General features: G+C 39.4%; 17 protein-coding genes. 7 read left to right on the top strand and 10 right to left on the bottom strand.

Going from position 1 to position 19,884, the window contains the following annotated elements; genetic code table 11:
* Positions 1-77: 77 nt before the first annotated feature.
* Positions 78-833 (bottom strand): class I SAM-dependent methyltransferase, encoded by a 756-nt coding sequence (locus TY15_RS00290; RefSeq protein WP_040209094.1) that lies wholly within the window; start codon positions 831-833, stop codon positions 78-80.
* Positions 834-1,148: 315 nt separating this feature from the next.
* Here TY15_RS00290 and TY15_RS00285 point away from each other — a divergent pair, with 315 nt between their 5' ends.
* The 4 genes from TY15_RS00285 (at position 1,149) to TY15_RS00270 (ending at position 4,030) form a co-directional block, all read left to right on the top strand.
* The gene (locus TY15_RS00285) at positions 1,149-2,456 is read left to right on the top strand and encodes a ComEC/Rec2 family competence protein (RefSeq protein ID WP_040209095.1); all 1,308 of its coding nucleotides are present in this window, start codon (positions 1,149-1,151) and stop codon (positions 2,454-2,456) included.
* Positions 2,457-2,468: 12 nt separating this feature from the next.
* The gene (locus tag TY15_RS00280) at positions 2,469-2,681 is read left to right on the top strand and encodes a DUF3006 domain-containing protein (RefSeq protein WP_040209096.1); all 213 of its coding nucleotides are present in this window, start codon (positions 2,469-2,471) and stop codon (positions 2,679-2,681) included.
* 220 nt (positions 2,682-2,901) lie between these two features.
* The gene (locus TY15_RS00275; RefSeq protein ID WP_040209461.1) at positions 2,902-3,261 is read left to right on the top strand and encodes a Lin0512 family protein; all 360 of its coding nucleotides are present in this window, start codon (positions 2,902-2,904) and stop codon (positions 3,259-3,261) included.
* A 283-nt stretch (positions 3,262-3,544) separates the two neighbouring features.
* The gene (locus TY15_RS00270) at positions 3,545-4,030 is read left to right on the top strand and encodes a hypothetical protein (RefSeq protein ID WP_040209097.1); all 486 of its coding nucleotides are present in this window, start codon (positions 3,545-3,547) and stop codon (positions 4,028-4,030) included.
* Positions 4,031-4,146: 116 nt separating this feature from the next.
* Here the strand turns inward: TY15_RS00270 and TY15_RS00265 are convergent, their stop codons facing one another.
* From TY15_RS00265 to TY15_RS00240, 6 genes are all read right to left on the bottom strand, one after another.
* On the bottom strand, positions 4,147-5,007 hold the full coding sequence (locus TY15_RS00265) for a GNAT family N-acetyltransferase (protein WP_081799312.1): 861 nt from the start codon (positions 5,005-5,007) through the stop codon (positions 4,147-4,149).
* 271 nt (positions 5,008-5,278) lie between these two features.
* On the bottom strand, positions 5,279-6,628 hold the full coding sequence (locus TY15_RS00260; protein ID WP_040209098.1) for a purine-cytosine permease family protein: 1,350 nt from the start codon (positions 6,626-6,628) through the stop codon (positions 5,279-5,281).
* Positions 6,629-6,727: 99 nt separating this feature from the next.
* Positions 6,728-7,057 (bottom strand): cupin domain-containing protein, encoded by a 330-nt coding sequence (locus TY15_RS00255; RefSeq protein WP_040209099.1) that lies wholly within the window; start codon positions 7,055-7,057, stop codon positions 6,728-6,730.
* Positions 7,058-7,060: 3 nt separating this feature from the next.
* The gene (locus TY15_RS00250) at positions 7,061-8,809 is read right to left on the bottom strand and encodes a hydantoinase B/oxoprolinase family protein (RefSeq protein ID WP_040209100.1); all 1,749 of its coding nucleotides are present in this window, start codon (positions 8,807-8,809) and stop codon (positions 7,061-7,063) included.
* 2 nt (positions 8,810-8,811) lie between these two features.
* The gene (locus TY15_RS00245; protein ID WP_040209101.1) at positions 8,812-10,857 is read right to left on the bottom strand and encodes a hydantoinase/oxoprolinase family protein; all 2,046 of its coding nucleotides are present in this window, start codon (positions 10,855-10,857) and stop codon (positions 8,812-8,814) included.
* Positions 10,858-10,895: 38 nt separating this feature from the next.
* The gene (locus TY15_RS00240; RefSeq protein WP_040209102.1) at positions 10,896-11,441 is read right to left on the bottom strand and encodes a helix-turn-helix domain-containing protein; all 546 of its coding nucleotides are present in this window, start codon (positions 11,439-11,441) and stop codon (positions 10,896-10,898) included.
* A gap of 249 nt (positions 11,442-11,690) precedes the next feature.
* Between TY15_RS00240 and TY15_RS00235 the strand changes: the two genes are divergently transcribed.
* On the top strand, positions 11,691-11,897 hold the full coding sequence (locus TY15_RS00235) for a helix-turn-helix transcriptional regulator (protein ID WP_040209103.1): 207 nt from the start codon (positions 11,691-11,693) through the stop codon (positions 11,895-11,897).
* Positions 11,894-12,325: a hypothetical protein gene (locus tag TY15_RS00230; protein ID WP_040209104.1), complete on the top strand. Its 432-nt coding sequence runs from the start codon at positions 11,894-11,896 to the stop codon at positions 12,323-12,325. The genes TY15_RS00235 and TY15_RS00230 overlap by 4 nt, the downstream gene beginning before the upstream one ends.
* Before the next feature lie 290 nt (positions 12,326-12,615).
* On the opposite strand, the gene TY15_RS00225 is transcribed toward TY15_RS00230, so the two are convergent.
* Together TY15_RS00225 and TY15_RS00220 are read right to left on the bottom strand one after the other, a co-directional pair.
* A complete protein-coding gene (locus TY15_RS00225; protein WP_040209105.1) occupies positions 12,616-14,178 on the bottom strand; it encodes an acyl-CoA carboxylase subunit beta in 1,563 nt (520 codons plus the stop codon).
* Positions 14,175-15,851, bottom strand: a complete 1,677-nt coding sequence (locus tag TY15_RS00220) for an AMP-binding protein (protein ID WP_040209106.1) — start codon at positions 15,849-15,851, stop codon at positions 14,175-14,177. Before TY15_RS00220 ends, TY15_RS00225 begins: the two co-directional genes overlap by 4 nt.
* A gap of 428 nt (positions 15,852-16,279) precedes the next feature.
* Here TY15_RS00220 and TY15_RS00215 point away from each other — a divergent pair, with 428 nt between their 5' ends.
* Entirely contained in the window at positions 16,280-16,678 is a 399-nt protein-coding gene (locus tag TY15_RS00215; RefSeq protein WP_040209107.1) for a DUF1398 family protein, read from the top strand.
* Positions 16,679-16,891: 213 nt separating this feature from the next.
* Here the strand turns inward: TY15_RS00215 and TY15_RS00210 are convergent, their stop codons facing one another.
* Positions 16,892-19,879 (bottom strand): type III restriction-modification system endonuclease, encoded by a 2,988-nt coding sequence (locus tag TY15_RS00210; RefSeq protein ID WP_040209108.1) that lies wholly within the window; start codon positions 19,877-19,879, stop codon positions 16,892-16,894.
* Positions 19,880-19,884 lie beyond the last annotated feature (5 nt).

Below are 19,884 nucleotides of genomic sequence, written 5' to 3'. Positions count from 1 at the left end.
AAAAGAAAAATGCCTATCTAGATGAGATACCTCACAGTCTAAATAGGCACGAACCATTATTTGTTTCACACTCTCAGCTACTTTTTTATCGCTCTTGTCGCATAGAAAGTAGGGACATTGAATTCATGAAGTTTACCCGAACCGTTTGTATCTTGGAAGATATCCGTTAATATGAAGCCTGCCTGTAATTGTCCGCCAATTTGTTCCTCAATCGTATGGGAAAACTGGATGCCCCAATCATTTTTTAGCGATTTTTCATATAGCTCGGGATCCTTCAATGGATTAAATGGCAACTGATTGGTGAGCGTGGTTTCTTCTTCATCAAACAGATAATTAAAACCGTTATCTACTCCGGCCAAGAGGATGCCTCCTTTTTTCAATACCCGATAACATTCTTTCCAAATTGGAACAACATCCTCTACATAACAATTGGAGACGGGATGGAAAATCAAGTCGAACGATTCATCCTTGAATGGTAACGGCTTGGTCATATCAGCCCTGACTGTGTTGATCTCATAATTCTCTCGTTTTGCTACTTCTCTTTCACTTTCTAATTGCTTTTCTGAATAATCCAATACCGTACAGTTTGCCCCTAATGCCGAAAAGATCGGCATTTGCTGACCACCGCCAGAAGCTAAGCCAAGGATTTCAGCACCTTTGATTTCGCCAAACCATTCTTTTGGTACGGGTTGGGTCGGGGTTAGTAGGACAAACCAATCATTCTGTTTCGCTTTTTCAAAAATCGCATGACTAATCGGCTGCCCCCATAACCAACCATCCTCCACCCACTTATCAATCGTTTTCGAATTTAGTTCTATGTATTTTTGCTCCATCTAAGTCTCTCCCCTTTGAAGAAATATGCTGACTTCAATTGCTTATTTAAATCATGACATGTTTCTCAAATATATTCTATTTATTTCTCTGTTTCATCTAAACTTTCTGAAAAATAGAGTTGAAGGAATGATTTCCGCTCTACTTTATCCGTATTACTATAATAAAGATGAATCCATCCCATATCAAACACGAATTTACATTCATTCCTTCACTCAGTTTGCCAAAAAAGTACTATAATAAATATAGTAAACTTATAAATAATAGTTCAACATACTAGACAATATTGAAAAGAATACTGATTAAGGGGTCGTAAAGTGAAAAAAAGAATATTAAGCATTGTGAGCAGTATCTTTCTCGCCAGCTCTTTAGCTGCCTGTCAGAGTACGCCTGAGCCAGCAAAAACGGCTGCAACTACGGAAAAAACACCAGTGGAAGAGTCAAGTGAGCAAGTCAAAAAAGGAATCACTGCCGATGCAGAACTAACAAATTCCAATGCAGCCGGAACGATGCAAGTTTATTATTTAGATGTCGGCCAAGGTGACAGTATTTATATTAAGACACCCAATGGCGATGACATATTAATTGACGGTGGGAACAATGATCGAGGCGATGATGTCGTAGCCTATCTAAAGAAATACCATGTTGATGATTTAGAGGTCATGATTGCGACGCATCCTGATGCTGACCATATTGGTGGTTTGGATACCGTCCTGCAAAATATGGATGTCAAGGCGGTATATATGCCTAAGGTTACCCATACCACGAAAACATTTGAAGATTTCGTCTTAGCTGTTAAAAATGAAGGATTAAAACTGAAGGAAGCAAAGGCCGGCGTATCATTAGCGTTAGCAGGTGTGGATGCGGAGTTTGTTGGACCTGTTACCAGCTACGGTGAGGATCTGAATTCTTCCAGCGCCGTATTAAAGGTCACAAATGGAGAAAATCGTTTTCTGTTTACTGGTGATGCCACGGTCGAGGCCGAGCAGGATATGATTGCTTCAGGCACCAACCTGCAAGCAGATGTGCTGAAACTAGGCCATCATGGCGCAAATACATCAACGGGTGAAGCCTTCTTAACAAAGGTACAACCAAAATATGCGATTGTTTCGGCAGGAAAAGACAATCAATATGGTCATCCAACCGCTGAAACGCTGCAAAAGATGCAGGTACATCATATTCAAGTTTTCAGGACGGATGAACAAGGAACGATTATTGCGACAAGTGATGGTTCAACGATCACGTTTAATACTGATCCAGCCAAAATCGAACAGAATACGGTGAAAAACAAGGCGGCTGTTACTCCTGCTAACCCAGTAGCTACACAAACACCCCATGCAACAACAACAAGTCAAACGGCCGTCACATCTCTAAACGCAACGGTGGATAATCCGACTCCTGAGCAATACGAAACGATTCATTTAGATGTAGCCGGTATGTCAGGTGCCCCGTTTACAGCTATTTTTCACTATAAAAGCAAGGATACCACGTATACCGGGACCGTTGGAACTACCTTACCGGTCAGAATCAGCCTGGCGGCAGCGGGTTTTGAGGTGCAAATCGATATTACAGTTCAGGCTGATGGGAAACAATATCAAACACAAACATCTTTTATTCCGAAATAAGGAGTGAGTAAAGTGAAGCTGATCATTGATCGATTTGAAGGAGATCTAGTTGTTTGTGAAAAAGAAGATGGCACGTTTTTTGATATAAGGAGGAACAGACTTCCTAGTGGAGCAAAGGTTGGAGATCTGTTGGTGATGGATCAGGATCAAATTACTATTGATGTGACGGGAACGCATGAGCGAAGAGAAAAAATCAGGAAGGTAATGGAAGATTTGTGGGAGTAGGTTTTAAACCTCCCCACTTTTTTTCTAAATTAATGGTACTATTTTTCCACTATTTTTAAAATGGGAAGGATTGTACTTATTTTTAAGAATCATTGTTAATTGATGTTAAAGGTGCGCTGTTGGTTAGTTACGAGCAAAAAAGGGGTAACGATTTAACAAATGGGCATAAAAGCGGTACACTATGATGGTAGTAGAATTTGGAGAGGAAGTTGAAACAATAATGGAAAAATTAATGTTTATTGAAACCGGGATGGGAATTGATGTCCACGGTCAAAATATTACACATGCTGCTATACGTGCTGTAAAAAATGCAATTCACTTTAATTCCATGCCTGGAATTCGTTCGGTGCTGCCTGAAAACAGTTTAGACAATATGAGAGTGAATGTGAAGCTTGCCGTTCCTTGTGATAAAGAAAGTCTGGATATTGCAGCCGTAAAAGAAGCCATTCCATTTGGGAAAGTCACCGTTGAGGTAATGGATGGTGGAATGCTGACAACCAGTGGAATCGTCCTTGAAGAAAAGGGAGATAAAAATGATTTGATGTACATCGTTGTAGCTTCGGTTGAAGTTGGCTACTAAAGTAGTATTTGGTCAAATCTCTCATTGTCAACTTTAGAAACTGGTTAACGCCTGCTGGCCTCCATCTACATGGAGGCTTTTTCAATAAGCGAGCTTCGTATCACGCATCGGTAATGAAGTTTAACAATACATTCAACTGTCCTGTTCCAGGCAGTCTTTATTGGAGTTTATTATCATGAAAAAAAGCTAATCATTCAATAAGTTCTCTCCGCAAAAGCGGATACATTACTAGACGAGTATTAATATGGTGTATTATGTTTTTACTTTATAGGAGGTTTATTGAATGGAAGAACAGCCCAATCATTCTGCTAATCAGGGATTGCCAAACAAATTTGTAAACTATGGGACTAGCAAAGTTAACATGGACGAACCAATTTTCTCAAGTTCAACGAGTAACCCCATACGAGTATGCAACAATCTTCAAGTAACGTCATCCAATGGTGTTGAGAACCAACCAATTATGTTGGATCCAAACCAAATTATTACGGTAGTATTTAATACAGACAGCTTCGAAAAATGTTATATCTGGGTAAAACTTTCTCAAGAAGCACCAGATGGGCTGCAAGTGACCTACTTTAATGGAATAAATACTGATCCTACTGGACAAGGCGAAAATTTGATTACTTTTGAGGCTGATTTTACTATTCATTCATCCATAACTAGCGTTTCGCTTATTCATGCGAGTGGTACACATATAGGTATAATACTTTCCAATCTTTCCGATTCAGAAACATTACAAGTGTGGTTTGCTTTGAAAGGGATTGGATGAGACTTCATACGACTGTTCCTTAATCTAACATTTGTTAAACTTTTAATAGCTGCATATATCTGGTTCAGATTGATCAAAACAGATCGCTTTTCCATCACAACCGAAGTTCTTCATAATTAAAGGAGTAAGTACATTTCAAATTGTTTCAGGTCTCCCTTTTTAAAACCTTTCTTCTTTAAAAATCCTTCAAGCAGACTGTTATTGGGAAAACCTGCTGAAATTCTGGAAAGGTTGAGCTCTTCAACGGCTGTCTGCAAAATCTGCGTACCTACTCCCTTCACTCTTTTTCTCTTATCGACCATTAAAAAATGTATCGTTCCGGTTTTTGAAACCGCTAAACATCCTATTAAGCAATCATGCATCATGGCACTATAATAGTAGGTATTATTTGTTTTTTCGATATAGGCGAGATCATTCTGCCAATTTATATGATAGTCCGACTTTCCTGCTGCTTGCTTGAACTCTGCAAAATCGATTCGATTAATGATGAACTCCGAGTGAGGCTTCTGCAACAGTGATAAATCCCCATGGGTATAGTAGACAAGGTCATAGATTTTCACATATCCAAGCTTTTCATAAAAACGAATTGCCCGATCATTGCCGACAATCACTTCAAGAAATAACTGCTTACAACCGTGTTTCACAGCCTCTTCTTTGTGAAGCTCAAACAATCTCTGGCTGATTCCTTTTCCTCTGTATTCTGGATGAACCGCTAATGTTCCGCATCTCATCGTTTGGATACCTTCATAAATCTTCATTCCTCCTAGAATGACACCTACCGGTTCATCCTGATCAAAGGCAATAAAGGAGTTCTCTCTCCTATTCCCTTCCGGACCAAAGAACCTCGCGAGGAATACATCCTCAGAAATATCCATTTTAATGAGATAATCAGAAAAGCCAGTATGAAAGGCTTGGTATATAAACCGATCCTCTACTTCTGTACAGCAATAATACTGAATGCTATTTTCTAGTTTCAATTGATCCTGTTCTCCCCTCGACTTGTTAATTAAAAATAGTTAATACTAGATTAATATCATAGTAATAATAAATTTCGATATTATTATTAAAAATCCTACCCCATTGAGAACAACTTTAAATTTTTACTAGAAATTACTCTTTATATATTCTTTTGGAGAGCAACTACTATTTGATCATTGATTTACCATTTAATTCAGATTTGAAGGTGGTCTAGTCAAATAGAGTACCAAGGACATGTCGCCTTGGTACTCTTTCAATTTCAGATCCGAATCAAAGCATATTTATTTCTTTTCCTTTGCTGAATCCATCATCATTACTGATTTCAGTAAATTGATCGGGAGCAATTTTTGCTTTAATCTTCATAGCGACGTAATAAACGAAAGCCGCAAAGATCATCGACTGAACGGCAGGTAAGCCAAAGGAGTGTACATATTGTGTATAATAGCCAATAAGTGTACCAGCGACAAGGGCGATTGTTGCCATCCAATTCCAGCCTTTATTGTCTTTCCATTGTTGTTTACGAATAAGGAAAAAATCAGTCATCATGATTCCACCAATTGGAGGATAAATGAGCGCAGTCATATAAAGAAAATCTGTAAAATAGTCAAGGATACCAGCTAAAGCAATCACAATCGAAACCAGTGTACCGGCTAAAGTTAATAACGCGCGACCTTTGTTTGAATTGACATTGAGCATGTTCGCTAATGCAAGGCCCATACTATAATTATTGACCAATTGACTAGTCCAAGTAGCCAGCCATAAAATCAGAAAACCCCAAACGGGAAAGCCTAAATTCATCATAACATTGACAATATCGGCATCTCCGACCCCTATGGACATAATCGCACCAACATAAAAGAGTGGAAGGCCTACTGCAATAATACCCAAAGGAATTAAAACATTATCCTTAACTTTCGGTTTCGCGTATCGAGTGTAGTCAGAAGCGATTACCCACTGAGAAACATTGATTCCTATGACCAAGCTAATGGCAGCTAAAAGCGTCATTTGTGGTTCTGGATTCCATGATGCAATCGTATTCCAGCCAGTATTTTTTAAAGCGTAAAATATTCCACCGACAATCAACAATAAGCCTGCTGGCACCGCCAAATAATCCGTCCATTTCATGGAGGAATAGCCAATAATCGATGGTAATGCAAATAGAAGACCAGCAATAACTGTCACAATGGCCCACGGTACCCATTGTGTTTTATAATCAATCCCAAACATGGCAGAAATAGCATTCCCGGCAACTGCAGTTTGTAAGGCCCACCAGCCCATCGATACAATAAAAATCGTAAGTCCGACAATAAACCTTGCCTGAACTGAACCAAAGCTGGTCCGTGCAATCACTGAAGAAGAGCGTCCTGACTTTGCACCAATATACCCTTGAATGGCATTACCAATCCATTGAAAAATAAATAGAGCCACCGCTAAGATCCAGAAAATTTTTCCTAATCCAAAGCTTGCTGCTAAGGATGCCCCCACCATTAGTACAGGGATAGTGAATTCAAGTCCTCCGAAGATAACTGCCGGTGATATCCAATGCTGCCTTTCATTAAGTGGTACTGCCGCAAGAGCCTCATCCTTTGCCCCGCCTTTTCTCATAGATACATCTTCCATCCCAATATATCCCCCTCTTGCCATAAATTTAATTAGAATATTCAGTAAATTATAACTATAAAAGAAGCCTTACCTTTAGCAAGGCTCCCTACCGCTCAATTATCCTACCAGCACCCAAACAATTTCACAATTTACATCGCGATCATTATAGGCAATATGTTCCTGACCTGCTGGGATAAAGGTTGCCTCCCCGCTTGAGACACGATACGTTTTCCCTTTGGTCTCCGTCACAATCGAACCCTTCACGATGATGGAATATTCATTTTCTTTATGCTTCGATAGCCCTGATAACGGAACCCTTTTTCCTGGCGGGATCGTAACCGCACCTACCTTCAGATTCCCATTTACCATCTCCTGTGAAAAAATAGTTTTTAGTGATACGGCAGTATTCTCATCCGCAGTTAAAGTATTAACATTTACTATTTCCATCTGCTATTCCCCCTTCTGTTTCCTTTCTTTCGCGAAGCCTTCAACCGCAAAAGTTTCAGGGTTCACAAGTACGCCAAAGTCTTCTTTTGCTTGTTTAATAGAGATATAGCCATTTCGAGCATCCTTTGCCACTTTCTCAACTGGACGCTTGAATGGATCACCGTAACCCCCGCCAGTCGCCGTAACAAGTTTCACAACATCTCCAGTATTTAGCGGGTATCTAGCATAAATACCGTATGGACCATCCACCTCTCCATTTGCTTTTTCAACATAGAAATGGTTGGCAGATCCATCCTTCCCTCTATTAATGCCCCACGGTAAAAATTTATGACGGCCGAAGGTGACGGAAGCCATTTGCTGATCAGATAAGGCTCTGTATGAGCGCACAACCCCTGCTCCACCTATATATTCTCCGGCTCCTGCACCATCTGTATGGAGACTATATTCGTCAACTAATACTCCATAACGTGTTTCTGCCACTTCTACAGGTACGTTATAGGTTTCACCGTCACCAATACAGAATTGTCCTCTTGCTCCATCCTGTCCTTCAGCTGCACCCCAGCCACCAACAGAAGGTTCTACAATCAAGAAAGGTTCTTTCGTGTCTGGATGCGTTCCTGAAAGGACGACGGAGCAGACAGATAGCAGATGACCAGCTGATAAACGATGTGGCATAATTGGTGCAAGCGCCTTCCATATTAAATCCGCACCCGCTAGCATACTTTCCCAATAGATGGATACAGGTGCTGGGCGTTCAGCTGATAGAACCGAGCCTTTATCCGTAATGATCTCTAGTGGTCGGAATACGCCATCATTTGCATCCTGTGACGGATTGGTAATCGCTAAGAAAATTGCACGAACGGCCGAAACTAGAGCAGTATAGGAACAGTTTATTGGGCCAGGCACCTGTGGATGACTGCCCCTGAAGTCAGCGATAAATTTATCGTTTGTGATGGTGACCTTAACCTTTACCTTAAATGGTCCATTACCAAAGCCATCATCATCAATGAAGCTTTCTGCTTCAAATGTGCCTTTTGGAAGCTTACATAGCTCTTGACGGGCCAACTGTTCACCATGGTCCAATAAGTATTCCACTGATGAAAATACAGTATCTTTTCCATGCTTTTCATACAGCTCGATGACACGCTTTTCTCCCGTTTTTAACGCAGCTACCTGTGCCCACATATCTCCCAAGGATAATTCAGGGAAACGGACATTCGCTTCAATAATGTCAATAATTGCTTCGTTCATCGTTCCTTCGTTGAAAAGTTTCACACATGGGAATTGTAAGCCTTCTTGGAAAATCTCTGTTGCATCGTTGCTAAATGAACCTGGATCTTTTCCGCCAACCTCAGTCCAGTGCGCTTTATTGGCAGAGAAAGCGACCAGCTCACCTTGATAAAATATAGGCATTACGAGTCCTACATCAGACAGATGAGAGCCACCGCCAGCATAGGAATCATTAATAATGATAATGTCTCCTGGTTTAATTTGGCCGTCTCCAAATTTTTTCAGCGTTTGTTTTACCATATCTGACAGCATCCCGATAAAACCGGTTACACCATTTCCCTGTGTTAATAGCTGACCCTTGGAATCAAGAAGACCACTTGCATAGTCAAGGACCTCATAGATAATCGGACTCATCGAGGTTTTCGCTAAGGCAATAAACATTTCGTCCCCAATCGCTATCAATGAATCTTTTACAATCTCAAGTGTGAAAGGATCTATCTTTGTTTGAACATGTTGGATCATTTTCACTCCACCCCCGTGTCAATGATAATATTGCCATATTCATCTACTGATAAAGTCTGACTAGGATATAGAACTGTGGATGCAGAGGATTCCTCAATAATAGCTGGTCCTGAAATTCGTGCATCCTTTCCTAGTAACAAACGATCATAGACGTTTGTATCCATCCAGCCATGCTCTTCATAATAAACAGGACGAGTTTGCTTTAGAGCATCCTCCGCATGACTACTTCCTGATTCCAGCTTCTTCATGGTTGGCTTGACAACCTTTCCAAATGCCGTTAAATGCAGATTGACAATTTCCGCCGGTGTACCCTCTAGCTTAAATGTATAATGCTGCTCATGTAGATCCCCAAACCTCTTAATAACCTCAGAGACCGTTTCCTCTGTCCATTCACCGTTCTGGACTGGCACCTTCACTGTATGTTCCTGTCCAAGATAACGGATATCTGCAAATCTAGTAAACAAAACTTTTCCTTTCTCCATGCCTTCCTCTTTAAATTGCTTGAAGGCTTGTGTCTCTAGGGAGCACCATTCTTTATTCAACTCTGGTAGATCGAGCTGATTCAAGCGTCTAATATAGGTCTGGATGTAGTCATGACGTAGGTCGGTCATCAGCATTCCCCATGCCGAGAAAACAGAGGAAGCAACTGGCACAATCACCTTCTTTACCCCTAATTCTTTCGCTAAAGCAGGTGCATGCATTGATCCGCCACCACCGAAGGCTAGTAAGGAAAATTCCCGTGGATTATGGCCTTTACGGATGGAAATAAGCTTTAATGCATTCAGCATATTGGAATTGGCAATTCGAATAATACCCAATGCTGCCTCTTCAACTGACAAGCCAAAACAATCTGCGACTTTTTCCTTTATGGACGTTCTTACTTTTTCTAGATCTACTTCATAATCAAAATTCTCAGGAGAAAGTCGACCTGTTAGAAGATTGGCATCGGTAGTGGTTGGTTCAGTTCCGCCTTGTCCATAGGCAACAGGGCCTGGTAATGCCCCAGCTGATTGAGGACCCACCTTTAGAGAGCCAGCACCATCAATCCAAGCAATCGATCCACCACCGTTTCCGATTTCAACAATATCCACTACTGGCACCTTGATCGGATATCCAGCATTTCGTTCCGTCTTTTCAATAAAATAATCGGTAGATACCTTTACTTTTCCTTGATTAATCAGAGAACATTTTGCAGTCGTTCCTCCAATGTCAAAGGCTATGATATTTTCTTCACCGATAATCTCACCTAATACAGCCGCACCGTAAATGCCTGCGACTGGACCTGATTCCACCATATTAATCGGGGTCTGCTTTGCACTATGAAAGGTGGTTGTTCCCCCATTTGATTGCATAATATAATTTTGACTATCCGTCTTATTTTCTAGTAATTTCGTGTGTAGGCGATTCACATAGGAGGCAGCGATGGGTTTCACATAGGAGTTTAAGACAGTGGTGCTTGTACGTTCGTATTCCCTCCACTCCTTTGTCACTTCATAGGAAGCCGTAACAGCAACCTCAGGCCAAAGTTCATTAATCAATTCTACCGTTTCGATTTCATGAACTGGATTGACGTATGAGTGAAGGTAGGCAACAGCAATGGCTTCTACCTTTTCTTTCTTTAAATAAAAAATAACTTCTTTTAATTGTTCTTTATTTAAAGGAGTAAGAACTTCTCCTTTGTAGTTCAGTCTTTCTTCTACTTCCCGACGTAAATATCGATCAACAAATGGTACAGGCTTTTGATAACGGACATTAAATAAATCTGGTCGATTTCCTCTCGCAATCTCCAAAGTATCACGAAAGCCCTTCGTCGTAATCAAACCAGTTTTTACACCTTTTCTTTCTGTAAGAGCATTGATGATGACCGTTGTTCCATGAATAAAAGTTTCAATGGCCGCCTGATCAATCCTGCTTTTTTCAATAACGTCCATAACTCCCTGTTCAAAATAAGGTGGTGTGGTATGGCTTTTTGCCACCCCAATTTCACCCTTATCGTTGACATATACTAAATCAGTAAATGTCCCGCCTATATCTGTAGCAACTCTCATCTTACTCCACCTTTCTAAAATGTTTATATTTTTACGAGCTAGAAAATCACTGGTGTAAGTACCGACAATAAAACAGATTCCTCATTAAGTGGATTTTCAAGTGTATGAGGAAGAGTAGAAGGAAAGTGGATGGAATCTCCTTCACGAATCATATATTCATTTCCATCAACATTGAAAATGACGATTCCTTTCACGACATAGTAAAACTCCTCACCGGAATGACCAAACTCCTGCGTTTGTGTTTGATTTGGTGCTAGAGTAACTAATAATGGCTCCAATGATCTTCCATTAAATTGCCCACCTAATCTCACATACGTAAACTCTGAGCCTTTTATTTGAAATGGCCTTTGCTCATTCGCCTTTACGACATAATGCTCATTTGGTTTATCATCTTCGAAAAATTCTGTTATATTTACATTTAAAGCGTCCGCAATTTTTTTAAGTGAGGTAATGGCTAATGATGTTGCCCCTCTTTCGACCTGTGAGATGAAACTAATCGATAAATCTGTTTTTTCGCTCAAATCTTTCAAGGTATACCCTCTCTGTAATCGAATTTCCTTAATCTTTTTATAAATTTCATCCATAATAAACTCCTTTGAAGTTATACGTTAAAAATTATACTCTCATTAAAATATATTGAAGTATTGCTGTAATTAAACCTATCATATCAGATTATTTTTTAAATTGAAAGAATATTTTAAAATCTTTTGCGATTATAGATACTAATTACCAATCTACAGTTTGGATGAAAGCAGTTTGCATATCAAATGTAACATATATATTGAATTTTGCAATATATATGTTACAATTAATCCGAGGAGGGATTACAACATTTGGAAAATAAAGTAAAGGTTGCTCGCATTCAAATAAATTTAACACAGCAACAATTGGCAGAAAAGATAGGTGTTACACGCCAAACGATTAGTTTGATTGAAAAAGGAAAATATAATCCAACATTAAAGCTATGTCTTGATATTTGTTATAGCGTTAATAAAACATTAGATGAACTATTTTGGATAGAAAAGGAGCGAGAAGAGTGAAAAAAATTAAAGATGAACGTTTAGTTCTGCAAAATTTAAAAAACATCCGCATCGCATTTATTATTCAAACATTAGGTATTCTTGGAATATTAGGATATGACTTGGTAACTAAAGGATTAGATGGAATGAGAGAGAATCCATTATGGCTCGTCTTCATGATTACGACAGTTGTTTCTGCTTATCTATCGATGAGTATTAGTGTGGACCATGAGGAAAATTACAAATCCCCGAAAAGGACTCTTAGTATGTCGCTCATTATATTAATCATTATTTCTATAGTTGTTGGATTTTTTGTATCATTAACTGATGGGTTTACTATAACTGATGGTGGATTGATAGGAGGCATCCTATTTGTTTGTGGCTTATTACCAACCATTTATATTTATTATTTACGAACAAAACAACAGGATGAACATTTCGATGAATAAGAAGGTTGGTTCATAGAAAAAAGTCTTGCCTTCTCCCTCCATTTTTTACATATCAATATGGTAAAATTGAAATAAAGATGGCTCTTTGACATGTCGGTTTTGGCTCTAATTATAGTCATTTCCAGTTATTCTTTTTAAACAATGATAAGAGAATACATAGTACAAAAAAGCGAAGAAAATAATTTTCCTTCGCTTTTTAATATATTGAACTAAAGTAACTTTTTTACCTGTTGTTGTTGACGGGAATAATTCGTTGAACTTCGCGTCTGACCCGGCATTACCTTTCAACATTAAAATCCTGTAGGCCAATTCGCTAGTCTCCGTTCACTTTTCGATCCATTTTTTATGACGGCAAATTCTAACGTTTTACAAAGGAATTTACGTGTATCCCTCGGGTCAATCACATCATCAATAAGATGCTTTGCAGCCGCTTTATATGGTGAACTATCAAATGCCCACTTTTCAAGCAGCTCTTGCCGAACTTCCTTGGCATTTTCCAACCCTTGCAGCTGACGGCCATAGACAACATTAATTCCCACTTCCGGTCCCGTAAAATTAATTTCTGCTGTTGGCCAGGCCACCACAAAATCTGCTCCCATGGTGGGACCACACATATTTCCATAGGCTGCTCCCACACTTTTACGAATGACTACCGATATTTTAGGAACCGTAGATTGAGCCAGCGCTTGATTCCATACCATAATTTTTGAAGGAATCTTCATTTTCTCGGCTTCATTACTAATTCGGAAACCAGGAGTATCATGTAGGAAAATCATTGGAATATGGAATGAGTCACAAAGACAAATAAAATCTGTCGCTTTTTCACATTCTTGAACGCCAGCTGCCCCAGCATATTTGATTGGCTGATTGGCAATAATCCCAACCGTTCTGCCATTCATTCTGGCAAAAACGGTGATGAGAGCGGCACCATAAAGCGCCTTATATTCAAAAAACCGCCCGTTATCGACGAGTTCAGCAATGATTTTCTTCATATCGTAAGCGCGGTTCATTTTATTTGGTAAAATATCCAAAACCCGATCTACCCTACGATAGGGATCATCACCCATTTCCTTATACGGCGGCTCCTCTGTCGCATTTAGCGGCATGTAACTGAAATATTCCTTCATTTGTGCAATGCATTCTTCCTCAGACTCACCAAAAGCATCTGCTTGCCCCGTTTGATGGGCATGGACCTTCCAACCTCCCAGTACTTCGGTAGAGACTTGCTGCCCGGTAGCCATTTCAATCATTCTTGGTCCAGCAACAGCCATGCATGTCCCTTTTAACTGAGTGACAAAATCAGATGAGACAGCCGTCCAGGTCGGCCCTCCAAAGCTATCACCAAGAATACTCGTAATAGAAGGAACCTGCCTAGAATGGGTTAACATTTCATTTGGAAAAAGTTTATCGCTAATTCCATCAGAACCCATGCCATCCGGCATCCTTAGACCGCCTCCTTCATGCAGGTAAAACATGGGCAGCCCGCGTTTTAGTGCATATTGATGGATGGAAACGGCTTTACGCATATGGACAGCACCTTCCGTTCCAGCAAATACGGTTTTATCACCAGCTTGAACAGCAATGGGTCTCCCATCCACTTTCGCAAGTCCGGCGATGAGTCCATCACCAGCACTTTTTTCTTCCGACCCAACCATGTCAGAATGATTGAGCATCCCGATTTCTAAAAACGAATCGGGATCAACCAGCAGGTCAATCCTTTCTCTGGCTGTATGAAAACCAGCCTCATGCTGGCGCTTAATTTTTTCCTCTCCACCATTTAACCTGGCCCGCTCTTTTCTTCGCAATAAATCATCTACTGCTTCTTGAACCACATTCTTTTCTTGTTCAATCACTTTCTCACGTCCTTTTCTTGCGGTTCTTTAAGAAGCCTTCTTAACACTTTACCGGAACTGGTTGCTGGCAGTGCGTCAAGGAATTCTACAAATCTCGGATACTTGTAAGCAGCCATTTTTTCTTTAGCCCAAAGAATCATCTCAGATTCCGAAATCTTGCCCTTAAACGCTGGCTTTAACACAATGAATGCCTTCACACACTCACCTCTAATAGGATCTGGGACACCGATGACAGCACTTTGAAGGATGCCAGGATGCTCATTTAGCAGTGCTTCAACATCCTCTGGGAACACACTAAAGCCTGAACTCTTAATCATTTCTTTAATTCTGCCGTGAAAATATAAATAGCCATCCTCATCCAGACTACCGATATCCCCAGTGTGAACCCAACCGTCTCGTAGCGTTTCCGCCGTCGCATCAGGCCTATTTAGATATCCCTTAAAAACCCCCGGATTTCTAAGAAGAATTTCACCTTTTTCACCTGGACCAACTGGTTGACCTTTCTCAAAGTCTATTATTTTCAACTCGGTATCAAATGTTGGAATGCCGCAGCTTCCCCACTTGATTTGATCGAGCGGCATAAATGTATCGCATGTATGTGTCTCACTTAAGCCATAGGAGGCTTCATGCATCATACAGCCTTTCGTTACTTCCTTCCATTGGCTCGCCAATTGCTCAGACACTGGGATTCCAAAACTAGTAGAAGAATTTCTTTTTAAAGAAGATAAATCTCGCTTTTTAATTCCTGGTAAATTTAATATCGCTACATTCATGGGGGCAATACTGTACCAATTGGCGACCTTATATTTTTCAATGGCTTCAACCGTAGTAAATGGATCAAACCGGGTTAACAGGATGCACTCACCGCCTGTATAGACGGGGATATTCACGCCCATTACCATTCCTGCAATGTGACAAAGTGGGGCAATCGTAAGGAAACGTCCGGTTAGATCAAATTGATTGGCATGGATCGTGGCAGCCGTTTTAAATAGCGCACTCCCAAACGGCAGCATCGCCGCTTTTGGTCTTCCTGTCGTCCCGGATGTAAACACCATCAGCCCGATATCATTCCACAAATCAATCTCGACTTTGTCTGCATATGGTTCGCAGCCTTTAAGCACTTCGATAAAATCAAAAGAATCTTCCAATTTCTGCTTTTGCCTTGTTAATTCCTCTGGCAGGGGTAATGTCGGCTGATCTGGGAGGTAATCGGCATAATGGGTCGACACAACAAACTCAATCGACGGAGTTTTCGGACGGATGGCTTTAATCAAAGCTTGTAGCTCACCACCTGTAACCACGCCCTTTACCTCCACCTCATTGAGCAAATACTCAAGTTCGGATTCTTTGTACATAGGATTTAAGGGAACGACGATACCTCCCAAGCGCTGAACCCCGTAATGGGCGATAATGTATTGAGGACAATTTTGCATAAATAATGCAATCCGGTCCCCTTTTTCTACTCCTTGATCCGCTAAAAATTGAGCAAATATATCGACAGATTCCCCAAGCTCCTTCCATGAAATATCCCGCCCATAAAATGAATAGGCAGTCCTGTTCGGTTTCTCGATGGCGTTTTGCTTGAGGTATTCATGGAGAGGTTTTTCCCCTAAGCGATAGACAAGTGTTTTAGAAACTTCATTTGGCCAGCTTTTTTGTAAAAGTTCCTTCATTTTCCGTTCATACCTCCAAATTTGATACTTAAATACAACGAGTTTATGGGCCTTTATCCCAGTTAATGATAGTTATTTAGAATATTCCATACATACTTCAGCCTGTAACGTTTATTTAAGCTTGTTTTATTCTAACCAATGAAATATTTTCGCTCCTTAACAAATTCATTAGTTCAGCTAGCTCGCTACGTTTTTTAATCCTCTCCCCTCTATATTAGAGCGCTTTCAAAATTATATTGATTTTTATTTAAAAATTCAGAATTATCTATTTGCATATTATCAATCCCAGAATCTATAGTCAAGGAATCCCTATTATTCTATTTATCCTTTAGCAATATTCAATATGGGATAACCTTTACAATCATTTAGCATAAGAACTAGCATTAAGGTTAAAATGATGAAGAAAATCTCAGGATGGAGGATCGAACATGAATGACAAACTAACGGAGAAAGAGTTAGATGAGATTATTGAAAGAAGAAGCACAGGAAAGACCAGCTTCGCTGAATTTCTGAAAGAATTATCCGATAGCGCCATTACTCAATACGTTATTGATGTTGCTACAGGTGTAGCCACATACAAGGGTACGGACTCAGAGTTAAAAACAAAACCGCAAGTAGATTTTGTAATTTCAAATCAGTTAAATAGAAATCAGACATTACAAGCAATCGAGAATATTACCATTCCCTTTTTAGACTTTCTTAGAGAAATAGCAGACGCAGGAATTACAAGTTATAACGTAAACATTGTCGAAAAAAAAGCCATTTATGTGGCGATTAATGGTGAACAAATAGAAGAACCGCTTCAACTTCAACATAGGAATAAATAGAGGATAAAACGGCTCGATTAAATAAATGGAGACAATTGGTGATAAAGAAAACTCGCCGATTGGCGAGTCCAAAGGGTGAAGACAGAGGCATAGTTGCACTATGCCCGATAGTAAATTTATACTTTCCTATCGGCTAAAAAGGTTGGTGCATTTAATCATGCATCAACCCTTTTTGAATTTAGATAAATCTAAACGTAGAAAAGATTATAGCAATTAGACTTCCATTTTGAATTCCTCAAAGCTATTTGCTAGCTTATAGGTCACTCCGCTCTCTAGTGCTGCAAAGTGTTTCCGCCCACATGTAATTTTTCCATCTTCTCTCATTCGGAGGTCCTCTTGGTCAGTGCTTCCTTTTGTCTCAACAACAAAGAACAAGGTCTCAACTCCCTCTTTCTCGACCAACACAGCCCAGTCAGGATTGTAATTGCCCAGTGGTGTATCAATGACGAACGCAGAAGGAAGCTTTACAAATAGCTTTACATCAGCGTCATTATTCAACTTTTCAGCAAACGCCTGCTCCACACTAGAATCGTAGCGAATATAATTATAGACTGATTTATTGTTTGATACTTCAACAGCATTAGCCTTCATATAGGCAACAAGCTCTTGATTCTCAAACAATGATTGCTGATAAAAAGCATGATCGCCGATTCGTTCATATTTAATTCCATCGATAATAAGCTTTTTCTTTTCTCTATTAATGATTTTCATAACAGCTTCCATAAATGCTTGAGGATTCTTTTCAAAGTCTTTCAAACGCTCGGAACCAATTAAGATATCAACAAGTGTACGTCTTTTGAGATTTGTTTGTTCCTGTAAATAACGAAGTATATCTGGCAAACGTCGCTTCTCTTCTAGTGCTTCATATACTCTTATTGTCTGCCCTGTACCAGAAACACCAGATTGATCCACTTTTAACAGTGCATTTTCTCGTTTAATTTTCCTTGCCTTGAATGGGTCTAGCTTTTGGACTGCCTCTATACAGCGCCACTTAAGCGTTTCTGAATCCAAATCAACTGAATAAGTAGTCTTATATTTAATTTGGTCCCAGAGCTGATTAAACTCATCACTGAGTAGTACTTCCTTATTCAGGGTAATCTTCACTTCGTCTTTCTTATTAAAGATCGGTAGCTTCTTAATGGAATTTCTGATGATCCGTTCAATATCATGCTTTATTTCGGTAAATTCCTCTGGAACAGCGAAGGTTTCGGATGCAATCGCTTCCTTTAACTTGGTTTCTACCTTTCCTTTTTTATCAAGAAATTTTTCTTTAACAAGGAAGGAATACACTTTAGCAGAATAGTCATAACCTATTTCTTTTGACTCTCCAGTGTCCACATCTGTCAGGGTAATGGTAGAGAAGGATTGTTCTTCAAGGTATCCAAACTTAACATCTGTCTCCTCTTCCATTTCCTTCTGAAGCGACTCAGCAAATTCTTGGTAAGATTCATTTGCGATTATGGTAAGGACATTAATATTCTCGTCATACTGTCTTTGTCCATCTTGGTTCACAGATAAGCGCAATCCACGACCAATTTTTTGCCTCTTTGTGAATGGGTCCTTGGTTTCAACTAGGGTACATATTTGGAAAACATTTGGATTATCCCAACCTTCTTTTAAGGCAGAGTGAGAAAAGATAAATCGTAAAGGCGTCTCAAAGCTAAGTAATTTTTCTTTTTCTTTCATAATGAGTTCAAATGCTGATTCATCATCTTTATTCGACCGTAGGCTGCCATCTTTCGCAAGTTTACTATCTTTAAAATTTCCACTCTTATCTTGTGAAAAGTATCCATCATGAACCACTTCAGCACTTTGGTGCGAAATGTACTGGTCTTCCGCAAAGAGTGATCGGTATTTAGGCAGCTTCATCAGGCTAACATACTCTTCTTCAAACATTTTGGCATATTTCCCTTTTTGCCATGGTTGTCCCTTTGGATAAATTCTGTAATTTTCAACTTTATCAATAAAGAAAAGTGAAAGAACTTTTATCCCATGGTGAACTAGTCTCTTTTCCTTATCTAAATGTGTACGAATGGCTTCTCTTATTTGATATCTCTTTAATACATCATCATCAATTCCACCAATTGTTTCCCCCAATTTCAACGTCTTCCCGTTTTCAAATTCAACCATTTCGTTTCCAGGATAGCAATCGATTCCTTCAACAATATAACCACGGTAGAGTTCCCGTTCCCCAGATAATAGATATAAGTTGTTCTTACTGCTTGGGTTTATTTCCTTTTTCACTCTTGTAACTGTACCATTTTTCTTTTTCTCATCTAGTTCAACCGTCGCTTTATATCCATTTGTGTTGGATACACTAACGAGTTTAATATACGGATCGTTAAAGTCATCATCTGAATTAACGGATAACACTTCAATTTTCTTAACGAGCTTTTTCTCATAGGCATCAACAGGGTCTAGTTTATACATTAGATTGTAAGTGTCCCTATGTGTAGCAGAATAACGTAATTTACAAAGTGGATGTAACGAAACAATTGCATCCTTTGCTTTATCAGTGTTATCTACACTTTGCGGCTCATCAATAATAACGATAGGGTTTGTTTCTTGGATAAATTGAATCGGCTTTTTTCCATTCATCGTGTCTCTTTCACGGTGAATGAGGTTAGCCTTGTTTTCCTTTTCTGGATCATCAAAGCTTTTCTTGAATGCATCAATATTGATAATCATTACTTCAATATTCGTACTTGTTGCGTATTCACGAACTTGTTCTAGCTTGGAAGAATCATATTTAAAATAATGACAATGCTGCCCAGGATACATATTAGCAAAATGTTCTTCCGTCATTTGTAAAGATTTATAGACCCCCTCACGAATAGCCACGCTTGGGACAACGATTATAAACTTAGAAAAGCCGTATCTTTTATTTAATTCAAAAATGCTTCTCGTATACACATACGTTTTTCCCGTTCCAGTTTCCATCTCGACGGTGAAATTCCATTCTTGAATGTTGGAGCTCTTTTTTAAATGATTACGCATTTGTATTTTTTGAACATTTTCAAGTACTTCTGCTTCCGATAACTCCAGCTTATTTCCAATCCCAAGCTCTGTTATTTCTTGCCCAACAATTTCACCCATACTGACGGTAAAATTTGATACTTTAACGGTTTGACCTTCGAAGATATCAGTGATGGATTGAATGGCGTCAAGCTGATATTGTTGTTCATCAAACTTAATTTTCATTTCAC

Origin of the sequence: Neobacillus jeddahensis (assembly GCF_000612625.1) — a bacterium.
Taxonomy (GTDB): Bacteria; Bacillota; Bacilli; order Bacillales; family Cytobacillaceae; genus Neobacillus; species Neobacillus jeddahensis.
Note: the sequence above shows the minus strand (reverse complement) of the source record. Positions and strands in the feature narration are given on the sequence as shown.

Excerpts from the sequence above, each read along its gene's own strand:
- TY15_RS00290 (WP_040209094.1), bottom strand. The coding sequence starts at position 833 with ATGGAGCAAAAATACATAGAACTAAATTCGAAAACGATTGATAAGTGG.
- TY15_RS00275 (WP_040209461.1), top strand. The coding sequence starts at position 2,902 with ATGGAAAAATTAATGTTTATTGAAACCGGGATGGGAATTGATGTCCAC.
- TY15_RS00270 (WP_040209097.1), top strand. The coding sequence starts at position 3,545 with ATGGAAGAACAGCCCAATCATTCTGCTAATCAGGGATTGCCAAACAAA.
- TY15_RS00260 (WP_040209098.1), bottom strand. The coding sequence starts at position 6,628 with ATGGAAGATGTATCTATGAGAAAAGGCGGGGCAAAGGATGAGGCTCTT.
- TY15_RS00255 (WP_040209099.1), bottom strand. The coding sequence starts at position 7,057 with ATGGAAATAGTAAATGTTAATACTTTAACTGCGGATGAGAATACTGCC.
- TY15_RS00250 (WP_040209100.1), bottom strand. The coding sequence starts at position 8,809 with ATGATCCAACATGTTCAAACAAAGATAGATCCTTTCACACTTGAGATT.
- TY15_RS00245 (WP_040209101.1), bottom strand. The coding sequence starts at position 10,857 with ATGAGAGTTGCTACAGATATAGGCGGGACATTTACTGATTTAGTATAT.
- TY15_RS00240 (WP_040209102.1), bottom strand. The coding sequence starts at position 11,441 with ATGGATGAAATTTATAAAAAGATTAAGGAAATTCGATTACAGAGAGGG.
- TY15_RS00220 (WP_040209106.1), bottom strand. The coding sequence starts at position 15,851 with ATGAAGGAACTTTTACAAAAAAGCTGGCCAAATGAAGTTTCTAAAACA.
- TY15_RS00215 (WP_040209107.1), top strand. The coding sequence starts at position 16,280 with ATGAATGACAAACTAACGGAGAAAGAGTTAGATGAGATTATTGAAAGA.
- TY15_RS00210 (WP_040209108.1), bottom strand. The coding sequence starts at position 19,879 with ATGAAAATTAAGTTTGATGAACAACAATATCAGCTTGACGCCATTCAA.